Origin of the sequence: Sulfitobacter pacificus (genome assembly GCF_030159975.1) — a bacterium.
Lineage (GTDB): Bacteria > Pseudomonadota > Alphaproteobacteria > Rhodobacterales > Rhodobacteraceae > Sulfitobacter > Sulfitobacter pacificus.
This window is the reverse complement of the sequence record NZ_BSNL01000001.1, coordinates 199,132-211,800: the sequence shown is the minus strand read 5'-3', so window position 1 is coordinate 211,800 and position 12,669 is coordinate 199,132. Positions and strand designations below refer to the sequence as shown.

Annotated in this window: 15 protein-coding genes; 12 read left to right on the top strand and 3 right to left on the bottom strand. The window is 56.8% G+C overall.

The genetic code is table 11. The features are described from left to right. Positions 1-60 precede the first annotated feature (60 nt). From QQL78_RS01185 to QQL78_RS01130, 12 genes are all read left to right on the top strand, one after another. Positions 61-801 carry a cytochrome c biogenesis CcdA family protein gene (locus QQL78_RS01185; RefSeq protein WP_284369757.1) on the top strand — a complete coding sequence of 247 codons (741 nt, stop codon included), beginning with the start codon at positions 61-63 and terminating at the stop codon, positions 799-801. Between the two features lie 11 nt (positions 802-812). Beyond that, entirely contained in the window at positions 813-1,373 is a 561-nt protein-coding gene (locus QQL78_RS01180) for a thioredoxin family protein (protein WP_284369755.1), read from the top strand. A gap of 120 nt (positions 1,374-1,493) precedes the next feature. After that, on the top strand, positions 1,494-1,970 hold the full coding sequence (soxX, locus tag QQL78_RS01175; protein WP_284369753.1) for a sulfur oxidation c-type cytochrome SoxX: 477 nt from the start codon (positions 1,494-1,496) through the stop codon (positions 1,968-1,970). An 87-nt stretch (positions 1,971-2,057) separates the two neighbouring features. Continuing rightward, entirely contained in the window at positions 2,058-2,477 is a 420-nt protein-coding gene (gene soxY / locus QQL78_RS01170; protein WP_284369751.1) for a thiosulfate oxidation carrier protein SoxY, read from the top strand. Positions 2,478-2,500: 23 nt separating this feature from the next. Next, positions 2,501-2,830, top strand: a complete 330-nt coding sequence (gene soxZ, locus QQL78_RS01165; protein ID WP_284369749.1) for a thiosulfate oxidation carrier complex protein SoxZ — start codon at positions 2,501-2,503, stop codon at positions 2,828-2,830. A gap of 24 nt (positions 2,831-2,854) precedes the next feature. Next, positions 2,855-3,700, top strand: a complete 846-nt coding sequence (gene soxA, locus QQL78_RS01160; protein WP_284369747.1) for a sulfur oxidation c-type cytochrome SoxA — start codon at positions 2,855-2,857, stop codon at positions 3,698-3,700. Positions 3,701-3,793: 93 nt separating this feature from the next. After that, on the top strand, positions 3,794-5,497 hold the full coding sequence (soxB, locus tag QQL78_RS01155; protein ID WP_284369745.1) for a thiosulfohydrolase SoxB: 1,704 nt from the start codon (positions 3,794-3,796) through the stop codon (positions 5,495-5,497). Position 5,498: 1 nt separating this feature from the next. Further along, entirely contained in the window at positions 5,499-6,782 is a 1,284-nt protein-coding gene (gene soxC / locus QQL78_RS01150; protein ID WP_284369743.1) for a sulfite dehydrogenase, read from the top strand. Further along, the gene (locus QQL78_RS01145; protein WP_284369740.1) at positions 6,766-7,773 is read left to right on the top strand and encodes a c-type cytochrome; all 1,008 of its coding nucleotides are present in this window, start codon (positions 6,766-6,768) and stop codon (positions 7,771-7,773) included. Before soxC ends, QQL78_RS01145 begins: the two co-directional genes overlap by 17 nt. Positions 7,774-7,775: 2 nt before the next feature. Continuing rightward, entirely contained in the window at positions 7,776-8,480 is a 705-nt protein-coding gene (locus tag QQL78_RS01140; protein ID WP_284369738.1) for a c-type cytochrome, read from the top strand. A gap of 25 nt (positions 8,481-8,505) precedes the next feature. Then, entirely contained in the window at positions 8,506-9,771 is a 1,266-nt protein-coding gene (locus QQL78_RS01135) for an NAD(P)/FAD-dependent oxidoreductase (protein WP_284369736.1), read from the top strand. An 83-nt stretch (positions 9,772-9,854) separates the two neighbouring features. Beyond that, complete coding sequence (locus tag QQL78_RS01130; protein WP_284369734.1) at positions 9,855-10,292, top strand: DUF302 domain-containing protein; 438 nt, start codon at positions 9,855-9,857, stop codon at positions 10,290-10,292. Positions 10,293-10,295: 3 nt separating this feature from the next. Here the strand turns inward: QQL78_RS01130 and QQL78_RS01125 are convergent, their stop codons facing one another. From QQL78_RS01125 to QQL78_RS01115, 3 genes are all read right to left on the bottom strand, one after another. Continuing rightward, positions 10,296-11,372 (bottom strand): YeeE/YedE family protein, encoded by a 1,077-nt coding sequence (locus tag QQL78_RS01125; protein ID WP_284369731.1) that lies wholly within the window; start codon positions 11,370-11,372, stop codon positions 10,296-10,298. A gap of 99 nt (positions 11,373-11,471) precedes the next feature. Further along, the gene (locus tag QQL78_RS01120; protein ID WP_348540743.1) at positions 11,472-11,666 is read right to left on the bottom strand and encodes a YgaP family membrane protein; all 195 of its coding nucleotides are present in this window, start codon (positions 11,664-11,666) and stop codon (positions 11,472-11,474) included. A gap of 44 nt (positions 11,667-11,710) precedes the next feature. Then, complete coding sequence (locus QQL78_RS01115) at positions 11,711-12,667, bottom strand: MBL fold metallo-hydrolase (RefSeq protein ID WP_284369729.1); 957 nt, start codon at positions 12,665-12,667, stop codon at positions 11,711-11,713. Between the last annotated feature and the right edge of the window lie 2 nt (positions 12,668-12,669).

Here is a 12,669-nt window from a genome sequence, read left to right as displayed (position 1 = left end):
CCTTTGTTAGTCAGATAACGTAATATGAATATATGAATTAGACAAGAGCGGGACAATCACATGCTAGAGATCACCTTTGCCGGTGCCGCTTTTGCGGGCATTCTGTCATTTCTGTCTCCCTGTATCCTACCTATCGTGCCCTTTTACCTCAGCTATCTGGCCGGGGTCGGGATGAACCAGATCACTGTAGATGCCAAGATCGACGCGGCGACACGCAACCGCGCGGTGTTGGCCGCCTGTTTCTTTGCCGCCGGTGTGATCACTATTTTCATGGGGCTCGGTGCGGCGGCCACCCTGTTTGGTCAGGTGGTGCGTGAATATTTCGACATCCTACGCTGGATCGCGGCAGCAATCATCATCGCAATGGGTCTGCATTTCTTGGGGGTGATCCGCATCGGCATCCTGTATCGTCAACTGCGGGCCGATGGGGGCAATACCTCAAACGTCAGCCTCCTGGGGGCCTATGTGATCGGCCTCGCCTTCGCTTTTGGCTGGACCCCCTGCGTGGGTCCGGTGCTGGCCGCGATCCTGTTTACCGCTGCGGGGGCTGATACGGCATCCACTGGCGCCTGGCTGTTGTTTGTCTACGGGCTGGGCATGACCGCTCCCTTCGTGATGGCCGCGTTTTTCATCGGGCCGTTTATGCGTTGGATGACGCGGTTTCGCCGTCACCTTGGCACAATCGAAAAAATCATGGGCGGCATGCTGATCGTCTTTGGCTTGCTGATTGCGACCAATTCAATGAATTATATCGCTCAATGGATGCTGGCCGTCGGGCCGGACATCGGCGTGCTGCGTTAGGAGAATACCAAATGAGACTGTTGATTGCCGCCTGCGTCACCTTCGTTATGACCGCCACCGCCTTTGCCGCCGAACTGGGCGACGATGGTCTGCACAAAACCCCATGGATGCGCGACACCTTCAAAGACCTGTCCGAGGATCTGGCAGAGGCAACCGACGAGGGCAAACGCCTGATGGTAATGATCGAACAGCGCGGCTGTATCTATTGTACCAAGATGCATGAAGAAGTGTTTGTTGTGCCCGAAATCGCTGCCTTCATCGAAGAAAACTACTTTGTTGTGCAGATCAACATGTTTGGCGACATCGAGGTGACAGATTTTGACGGCACTGCCCTGCCGGAAAAGGAAATGGTCAAGAAATGGGGTGCGCTGTTCACCCCGATGATTCTGTTTTTCCCCGAGGAGGTCGATGCAGACGCCACTGCAACACAGGCGGCGGTGGCCACGATGCCGGGGGCTTTTGGGCGGCACACGACGTTCAACATGCTGAACTGGATCGTCGAAAAAGGATATGAAGGCGAGGAGACTTTCCAGAAATATCATGCACGTAAGTTTGCAGAGCAAAGCAACTAGGCCGACGAAACACGGCCCCGCGCAGCAACCTTAAAAAATTCAAGTAGTTGAATTTGTTGTTGCGTCATCCGGTTTCCCTGCGTTACGGTAGCTGAAATAAAAAAACGTTTGGGAGGACGCATGAGGATTTCTGTCATTTCTGCCGCCGTCATCGGACTAACGGCTTCTGTGGCCTTCGCAAGTGAGGTGCTGCCGACTGCTGTCAGCTTTACCGAGGATGGTGCGGTTGCGCAGTCCCTGTCTGGTACAGCCGGTGACGCTGCCAATGGGCGCATCATTGTAGGGGACAAAAAACAGGGCAACTGTGTGGCCTGTCATCAGGTCAGCGATCTGGCCGATGTCCCGTTTCAGGGCGAGATTGGCCCGATGCTGGATGGCGCAGGCGAGCGTTGGTCCGAAGCGGAACTGCGCGGGATCGTGGCCAATGCCAAGATCATGTTCGAGGACAGCATGATGCCGTCTTTCTACAAAACCGAAGGGTTCATCCGCCCTGGCAATGCCTATACCGGTAAAGCAGCGGACGATACATTCGGCCCCATTTTGACCGCACAGCAAATCGAAGATGTTGTGGCCTATCTGGTCACCCTCAAGGAATAGACGGTCCCGCAGCGTAACAGCGCCCTTGTTGGGATGGCTGGCCCTTCGAGACATCCCGTTCATGCGGGAAAATCAGGAGTAAAAAACATGGAATTCACAAGACGGAATGCAATTGCAATGGGTGCCGGTGCGCTGCTGGTCGCGGGCCTGCCGCTACGCGCCTCCGCTGCAACAAGCGACGAGGCGATTGCCGCCTTCACCGGGGGCGCAGAGGTGGGCACAGGCGACATCAAACTGACTGCACCTGAAATTGCCGAGAACGGCAATACAGTGCCAATCGAGGTTTCCTCCGGCTCCGCGACCGAAATCATGGTTCTGGCTCTGGGCAACCCCACACCCGCCGTTGCAACCTTCAAATTCGGCAAACTGGCCGCTTCGCGCGCTGCCTCCACACGCATCCGGCTGGCCGGCACACAAGACCTGGTGGCGATTGCAAAACTGGAAGACGGATCATTCGTTCAGGCTTCCAGCACGGTCAAAGTCACAATCGGCGGCTGCGGCGGCTAAATCAGATACGAAGGAGAATTATCATGGCATCTGGTGTAAAACCCCGCGTCAAAGTTCCGAAGAAAGCAACAGCTGGTGAGGCGATCACCATTAAGACGCTGATCAGCCACAAAATGGAGTCCGGTCAGCGCAAGGATGATGACGGCAAAGCCATCCCCCGCTCGATTATCAACCGTTTCACCTGTGATTTTAACGGCGAGAATGTCGTTGACGTAAAGATGGAACCGGCGATCTCGACCAACCCATACTTCGAATTCGAAGCCTTGGTGCCCGAGGCCGGCGAATTCAAGTTCACGTGGTACGACGATGACGGCTCGGTCTATGAAGAAACAAAATCAATCGCGATCGGCTGAATGAATATTCTTGGGAGGGAAACCATGCGGAAATTGACAGGTGCCTTTTTGGCGACGCTGATGGCCACGTCCATCGCATCGGCAGACCCGGTTGATGACAATCTGATACTGAATGAAGAAACCGAAATCGTAACCCGCACTACGGCCCCTGCGCATCTGTCGGATGCTCTGGACGAGGTGATGTCAGGCTGGTTATTCCGCGGCACAGAAACCCGCGCAATGCAGGCCGATGATTTTGACAATCCCGGCATGATCTTTGTCGAAAAAGCATTGGAAGCATGGGACACCGCAGAAGGTTCCGAAGGCAAATCCTGTTCCTCCTGTCACAACGAGATGGACAGCATGGCGGGGGTCAAGGCGACCTACCCCAAGTGGAACGAGGCCGCCGGCGAGGTGCGTACCCTACAAATGCAGGTCAACGATTGCCGCGTAAACCGCATGGGTGCGGAGGCCTGGAAATATGACAAGGGTGACGCCATCAACATGGAAGCGGCACTGTCTTCGGTCTCGCGCGGTTTGCCGGTGAATGTGGCCATTGACGGTCCCGCACAGTCAACGTGGGAGTTGGGCAAGGAATTGTACTATACCCGCACCGGCCAGCTGGAATTATCCTGCGCCAATTGCCATGAAGACAACTATGGCAACATGATCCGCGCTGACCATCTGAGTCAGGGACAGATCAACGGCTTTCCGGTCTATCGTCTGAAGAATACCAAACTGAACGGCGCGCATTCGCGTTTCAAAGGCTGTATTCGCGACACCCGCGCGGAAACCTACAGCCCCGGCAGTGCAGAATTCATCGCGCTGGAGCTTTACGTCGCATCACGTGGCAACGGGTTGAGCGTCGAAGGTCCGTCCGTCCGCAACTAATCCAAAAGCCCCGCCCGAGGTATCGGTGTGGGGCTTTTTTACCCCCAACCAATTCACAAATGCGCATATGTATGTGCCATCAGGAGCCCCGCCATGATTTCTCGCCGTGATTTTTTGCAAACCAGCATGGCCGCCGCCGCTCTTTATGGCGGGTCCGGTTTTGGCAATTGGGCACGGCTGGCGGCACAGCAGTCGCTGACGCAGGACAAGCTGTTGGAGTTTGATACCTTCGGCAATGTCTCCCTGATCCACGTCACCGACATTCATGCGCAGCTTAAACCACTTTATTTTCGCGAACCCTCGGTCAACATCGGCGTTGGCGGCAACAAGGGCGCGGTGCCCCATATCACCGGCGCGGATTTCCGCAAGCTTTACGGTATCGAGGATGGCAGCCCCACTGCCTATGCACTGACCCATGATGATTTCGCTTCGCTGGCCAAGGGCTACGGCAAGGTCGGCGGGCTTGACCGCGTTTCAACCGTGATCAATGCCATCCGTGCGGATCGCCCCGATGCCCTGTTGCTGGACGGCGGCGACACATGGCACGGCAGCTACACCTGCTATCACACCGAAGGTCAGGACATGGTCAACGTGATGAATGCGTTAAAGCCGGATGCCATGACTTTCCATTGGGAATTCACGCTGGGATCTGACCGCGTGGCCGAGATCGTAGAGGGCCTGCCCTTCGCTGCCCTTGGCCAGAATATCTTTGACGCGGAATGGGACGAACCGACAGATTTGTTTCCACCCTACAAGTTCTTTGAGCGCGGCGGCGTCAAGATCGCTGTCATCGGTCAGGCTTTTCCCTATATGCCGATCGCCAATCCGGGCTGGATGTTCCCCGAATACTCATTTGGTATCCGCGATGAACGGATGCAGGAAATGGTGGATGAGGTCCGCGCCGCCGGTGCCGGGCTGGTGGTCTGCCTGTCTCACAATGGCTTTGATGTGGACAAACAGATGGCAGGCAAGGTTACTGGCATTGACGTGATCCTGTCGGGCCACACCCATGACGCCCTGCCCGAACCTGTGCTGGTGGGGGATACGATCATCGTCGCCTCAGGTTCCAACGGTAAATTTGTCAGCCGTGTTGATCTGGACGTGCGCGAGGGCCGGATGCTCGGCTTCCGTCACAAGCTGATCCCGATTTTCTCTGACGTGATTACACCTGATCCTGACGTTACCAAAGTCATCGACGCCCAGCGCGCCCCGTTTGAAAGCGCCTTGTCCGAAGTAATTGGCCAGACGGCAGACGACCAGCTGCTCTACCGCCGCGGCAATTTCAACGGGACATGGGATGATCTGATCTGTGACGCGCTGATTTCCGAGCGCGAGGCGGATATCGCCCTGTCCCCCGGCGTGCGCTGGGGGCCATCGATCCTGCCCGGTCAGGACATCACCCGCGAGGACATCTGGAACGTCACCTCCATGACCTATGGCGAGGCTTATCGCACGGAAATGACCGGCGAATTCCTGCATGTGGTGCTGGAAGATGTCGCCGATAACCTGTTCAACCCCGATCCCTATTACCAACAAGGTGGTGACATGGTGCGGGTCGGCGGCCTTGGCTACCGCATCGATGTCAGCAAGCCACAAGGCGAGCGGATCACCGAAATGACCCTGCTGAAATCCGGCGAAGCAATTGACCCTGCCAAGACCTATCAGGTCGCGGGATGGGCCTCTGTCAACCAAGGCACCGAAGGCCCTGCGATCTGGGATGTGGTCGAGGCGCATATCGCCAAACAGGGTGTCGTGTCGCTGGATCCCAACAATAGCGTGCAAGTTGTAGGTGTCTGATATGTCAAAGAAAACACATCCAAATCCACCATCGCGCCGCGCGTTTCTGCGCGGTGCGACAGCCACCGGTGCTGGCGCATTGGTTGCCGGGACAGCCGCCGCGCAATCCCCCGATCCACTGATCACCGAGGTGCAGCCTTGGGCGCAGGGATTTGGCGATGGCGTTGACGCCACCCCTTACGGTCTGCCCATCGAATACGAAGGTGACGTGATCCGCCGCAATGTCGAATGGCTGACCGCAGATACCGTCAGTTCGATCAACTTCACCCCGATTCACGCGCTGGATGGCACAATCACCCCGCAGGGCTGCGCCTTTGAACGACATCACTCTGGCGCAATCGAGCTGCGCAAGGAAGATTACCGCCTGATGCTGAACGGTCTGGTCGACACGCCCTTGGTGTTCACCTACGCCGATCTGGAGCGCTTCCCGCGTGAAAACCACGTCTATTTCTGCGAATGCGCCGCGAACACCGGCATGGAATGGGCTGGTGCCCAGCTGAATGGCGCGCAATTCACCCACGGCATGATCCACAATATGGAATACACGGGTGTCCCGCTGCGGACATTACTGGAGGAAGCGGGACTGAATACAGCGGGCGAGCTGAGCGATAAATGGGTTTATGTCGAAGGGGCCGATGCCTCATCTAACGGGCGCTCCATCCCGATGGAAAAGGCGCTGGATGACTGCCTGATCGCGTTCAAGGCCAATGGAGAGGCATTGCGCAAGGAACACGGATACCCTGTGCGTCTGGTCGTGCCGGGGTGGGAAGGCAACATGTGGGTCAAATGGATCCGTCGGATCGAGGTGACAGACGCCCCTGTCGAAAGCCGTGAAGAGACCAGCAAATACACCGATGTTCTGGAAAACGGCATTGCGCGCAAATGGACATGGTCGATGGATGCAAAATCTGTCGTGACCAGCCCCAGCCCGCAAGCTCCGATCACTCATGGCACCGGACCTTTGGTCATCACGGGGCTCGCGTGGTCGGGACGTGGGGCAATCACCCGCGTCGATGTCTCCAAAGATGGCGGCATGACATGGGAAACCGCAAGGCTGGCCAAACCCGGTGAAAAAATGGCCCTGACCCGCTTTTATTTGGATACAGATTGGGACGGCAGCGAAATGATGCTGCAAAGCCGTGCGATGGACGACACCGGTTACATTCAGCCAACCAAGACACAGCTGCGCGCGGTGCGCGGGTTAAACTCGATTTATCACAACAACTGTATCCAGACATGGTTGGTGCGCAGCAATGGCGAGGCGGAAAATGTCGAAGTTTCTTAAATCAACCGCATTGCTGGCAGCCCTGTCCCTACCAGCCTCCCCCGTACTGGCCGAGAAATTTGGCCTAGGCCGCCCTGCCCTGCCCGAAGAAATCGCCGCTTGGGATGGGGATATTATGCCCGATGGCACCGGCCTGCCTGTCGGCTCCGGTGATGCGCTGATCGGGGAAGAGATCTTTGCCACCCAATGTGCCGCCTGCCACGGTGACTTTGCCGAGGGGATCGACAACTGGCCCAAACTGGCCGGTGGGGCCGATACATTGGACCACGAGGACCCGCTGAAAACCGTAGGCTCCTACTGGCCCTACCTGTCGACCGCTTTTGATTACATCAAACGGTCCATGCCCTATGGCAATGCCGGAACGCTCAGCGATGATGATGTTTATGCAATTGTCGCCTATATTCTCTACTCAAACGATCTGATTGAGGATGATTTTGTGCTTTCAAACGAAAGCTTCTTTGATGTCGAGATGCCGAATGCCGATGGGTTTATCCTCGATAACCGTGCTGAAACAGAATATGCGCGGTGGACCGGCGAACCCTGCATGCAGAATTGCAAATCCGAGGTCAAAGTGACCATGCGGGCGATGGTTCTGGATGTGACCCCCACGGAACAGGAGGAGTCAGCACCAGTTGACGCAACGCCCGCCCCCGTGGTCGCCGCATTTGACGCGGAACTGGCAGCGCAGGGTGAAAAGGTTTTCAAGAAGTGCAAAGCCTGCCACCAGATCGGTGAAGGGGCCAAGAACCGGTCCGGCCCGATTTTGACGGGCATTGTCGGGAATAATGCCGGTGCAGTGGAAGGGTTCAAATACTCACGGGCGCTCAAACAAGCCGCTGAGGGTGGGCTGGTCTGGAGCGAAATCGAACTGGCCGCCTTTCTGGCCAAGCCCAAGTCCTATATGAAGGGCACAAAGATGTCTTTTGCCGGTTTGAAAAAAGAAACCGATCAGGCGGCGGTGATTGAATACCTGAAATCCTTTAAGGAGTGATCATGCACCATAGTTTGCGCGCCTTTCTGCCTCTCGCCGGAATCCTTGCGGCAGGGGTGGTTTGGGCAAACGAATTTGGTGACCCTGAGGCAGGGGCGTTAGTGTTTAAACACTGCAAATCCTGCCATCAGATTGGTGAAGGTGCGAAAAACCGTGTCGGCCCGCAGTTAAACGGCATTTTCGGGCGACCCGCGGCGGGCATTGAGGGGTTCAAATATTCCAAAAGCATGATGCGCGCAGGGGACGACGGGCTGATCTGGACCGAAGAAACACTGGATGCCTATATCGAGAACCCCAAGGCATTGATCTCCAAAACACGGATGAATTTTCGCGGGCTGTTGGATGCGACCGAACGCGGGCATCTGCTGGCCTATTTGCGGATCTTTTCGGACAATCCCGCAAACATCCCAGAGGCCGAACCAACAGCCACCGCCACGGATCATGATCTGGATCCTGCAATCCTCGCCCTTGAGGGGGATCCGGAGTATGGTGAATACTTGGCCAGCGAATGCCTGACCTGTCACCAAAGCAGTGGTACCGATGAGGGCATTCCCGCCATCATCGGCTGGCCGACGCAGGACTTTGTCATCGCCATGCACGCCTATAAACGTAAACTCAGGCCCCATCCGGTGATGCAAATGATGGCGGGCCGTTTATCGGATGAAGAGATCGCGGCAATTGCTGCGTATTTTAAGGACCTCGAATAGGGGCCGTTTTCTGGGAGGAAAGAACATGAAACTGAACAGACGTGTCTTTATCGGCAGCAGTGCTGCGGCGGCTACGACACTTGCCGCGCCTACTGTCTTTGCAGACGGCCACGGCAAACCACGTGTTGTTGTTGTCGGCGGCGGGGCCGGCGGGGCCACTGCTGCGCGCTACATTGCCAAGGACAGCAAAGGCGCGATTGACGTCACGCTGATCGAGCCAACGCGGATGTATTACACCTGTTTCTTCTCCAACCTCTATCTGGGCGGTTTCAAGGAGATCGACGATCTGGGTCACAGTTATGGCGGTCTGGCCGCCGGGGGCGTGAACGTTGTGCATGACTGGGCCACGGGTGTGGACCGCGAGGCCAAAACCGTGGCGCTGGCTGGTGGTGGTTCCCTGCCCTATGATAAACTTATCCTGTCGCCCGGTATCGATTTTGTCGACGGTGCGGTTGAGGGCTGGGACCTGTCAGCGCAGAACGCGATGCCCCACGCCTATAAAGGTGGATCACAAACCGAACTGTTAAAGGCACAGCTGATGGCGATGCCAGAGGGCGGCACCTTTGCAATGGTTGCGCCCCCCAATCCCTACCGTTGCCCCCCCGGCCCTTACGAACGCGTGTCGATGGTGGCCCACTACCTCAAGGCCAACAATCCAACGGCCAAGATCATTGTCGCGGACCCCAAGGAAAAATTCTCAAAGCAGAGCCTGTTTCAGGAAGGCTGGGCGAACCACTACGAAGGGATGATCGACTGGATCGGCGCCGATTTCGGCGGCGGCAATGTCTCTGTTGATCCAAACGCCATGACCGTGACCATTGACGGAGAGGTCACCAATGTCGACGTCTGCAACGTTATCCCTGCAATGAAGGCGGGACGGATTGCCGAACTGGCCGGTGTGACAGATGGCAACTGGGCCCCGGTAAATGCGGCGGATATGTCCAGCAAGGCGGATGGCGACATTCATGTGTTGGGCGATGCGGCACATCAGGGTGACATGCCCAAATCCGGTTACTCTGCCAATTCTCAGGCCAAGGTATGCGCCAATGCGGTGCGCGGTGCGCTGACGGGTTCCAAGATATTCCCGGCCAAGTTCTCCAACACCTGCTGGTCGCTGATCGACACAAACGACGGTGTGAAAGTCGGTGCAACCTATGAGGCGACAGAGGAAAAGATTGCCAAGGTTGACGGGTTTATCTCGGCCACCGGCGAAGCTGCCGACCTGCGCCGCGCGACCTATGAGGAATCCGAAGGCTGGTACGCAGGCATCACCGCCGATATGTTCGGATAAGAAAAATCACTGCGGGATTGACTGGGTTCAATCCCGCAGGACAGCCGCCGCGCGATACTGCTCACACATAAGGAGACGCTACCATGAAATCACTTCTACTGGGTGGCGCGCTGGCCCTGATCAGCGCGGGCTTTGCGGCAGCGCAAGACAGCTCAACCGTCTATGATTTTGACGGCAGTTTTGATGATGCAACCTTCAGCGTCGAAAGCGCGATTGTCGGCAAGGGGCTGGTCATCGACTATGTCAGCCACGCGGGTGAAATGCTGGACCGCACGGCAGGTGACGTGGGCAGTGATGTGAAACTGTTTGAAGCGGCGGATATCTTTGTGTTCTGCTCAGCCGTTTTATCGCGCAAAGTGATGGAGGCGGACCCGATGAACATCGCCCACTGCCCCTACGGCGTTTTTGTCGCCGAACGTGAAGGCAAGGTCATGGTGGGATATCGCAACTATCCCGAAGGGGCGATGCAGGAAGTGCAGGCCTTGCTGGATGAGATCGTGAGAGAAGCCATCGGGGGCTAAGGATCACGATTGTTGGCAGGTGCCTGCGGGTCTTACCCGCGGACCGCCCTCTGTCAGACGTTGGGTCACAACCGCACCGATCCACATCGACAACAGCGCCAGCCATGCGGTCAAAGCGAAAATCGCACCGCCCGACATACCTGCCCCCACTGCACAGCCCCCGGCCAGCATGCTGCCAAACCCCATCATAACGCCCCCCAACAGATACCGTTCCATCGGCATCTGTGGCTCAAACCGTTGTATGCGGGCTTCCTTTGTGATCACGGCCATCAAGAGCGCCCCCAGAAAGACCCCCGGCACAAGGCCGGAGCCAAAGCTCATCGGTAATTCGCGCTCATTGACGAAGCCCATCAGAGTGTCCGCTGAGGGCCCGGTAAAGGTAATGGAAGAAATCGCAACCATCTCGAACGCGTTTTGCGCAACGGCGTAGGTCGCGATCCAGCCAGCAGCGATTGACGCACCCACGATTACAGCTGCTCCCGTCCGGCTTTTCGCGTTGCCACGGTAAAGCGCAAATACAACCGACAACAATAAGCATCCCCCCGCAACCAGCGCGGCGGTGCGTGGCAGGATCCCGATATGCGCAAGCAAGTCGCGCGACCGGCCACCGCTGATCGTCCAGATCCCGCCAAGGCTTTCGCGCAATGGCGACAATACTCCACGCAAGGACGCCTGCGCCGTCAAGGTCAGCACAAGCCCTGTGACGATGGCCCGAAGATTGCCAGTGGCCGAGAGAACCAACAAGCGGCTGGCGCAACCGCGGGCCAGGATCATACCCGACCCGAACAATAGCCCACCAAGGATCGCACCAGACAAACTGCCCTGTGCTGCGATCTGGCGTGCATTTGAAACATCCAGATGCCCCGTGGCGATGGCAAGCTGCACCGTACACACGGCCGCACTGAAAGCGACAAACCAGATGGCAAGGCGCGGGCCCCAGATATTATGGGAAAACTCAATTGTCGCGGCCCGCAGACAGAACCGTGAATGCTGGGCCGCAGCACCAAAGACCATACCGATACACAGGGCCAAACCAAACAGAATTGGGCCTTCGCCGAAAGTGTCGATCAGGTTTTCCATGGGCCAAACGCTCCGCTGGGTATGCGGGGTTTATAGTGACGCGTCAGGTTAAACATCTTGACGCAGATCAACACGACACCCTGACACGAACCGGTAGAATCAGCTGTTTTTACACGTATTCACCCCAATGATGCGATACAGCGGGCAGAACCTCAGAAACGCCGTGCCAAGCAGGATAACCCCGATCCAGCCCCAGATCCCGATGGTCCCGGTCAAAGTAAGGATGATCAGCGCTGCACCGATAACGATGCGCAAAATGCGGTCAAATGATCCTACATTCGTAGTCAGTTCCATAGTGTGTCCTTTCAAGACTGTGGTCGATATGTAGACTGGCCGCGCTATTCAAACTCCATCTGTTCATAGACACGGCCCGCGTTTTTGGTTGCCAGTTCTTCGAATGTATCCAGATGTGCATAGGGTGTCTGATCAACATAAAACGCCTCTGCCAGCCCCCCGCCCGCTTCCAGATGGGCCCCGACTTTTTCGCGCAGATAGACCAGATAATCGTGAGTATAGCGGCGGACCTGATCCATGTTGGTGGGATGACCGTGACCGGGAACAACATAGGTGGCCCCCAGCGGTTCAAATGCAGCCTCCCAGGTCTCGATCCAATCCGCCGTCATTGTGTGTTCAAAGATCGGCAACATCCGTTCGTGAAACGCCATATCCCCCGAAATCACGAGGCTTTGCTGCGGCAGCCAGACTACAATGTCACCGGGGCTATGGGCCGGGCCAAGATATCGTGCTTCGATTTCTGTGCCCCCCATCACAACAACATATGCATCCTCAAAGGTCTGGGTTGGCAGGGTCACGGTTGTCTGATCCGCGCGTTCTTTCACACGGGCCTGTGTCGCACGCAGCGATTGGCCGCCATATGCTTCAAACTCAGCCGCTGCATCCACATGGGCGACAATCTCCACCCCTTGCTCCGCCCAGTATGAATTACCCAGCATAGCGTGGCCCTGGCCGTTTTCGTTCAATACCAGTTTGACCGGCTGATCCGTCACCACCTTGATTTCATCGTGCAGCGCCTTGGCCAACAGATAGGATCCGCCGCCATTCACCACGACCACACCGTCATCTGTGATGATAAAGCTCAGGTTGTTGTTATGGCCCGCATTTTCATAGGTCGGCGGCGCGGTGGCCCCGATGGCGGAGAAAACGTTTGGGATAACCTCAACCGGTTTGGAATAAAGCAATGAGGCGGGATATTGATCCGCAATATCCTCACTTGCCAAGGCAGGCAGGGCGACCAGAGCACTGACCAAGGCCAAGTCCAGCGGAAGCAAGCGCATGT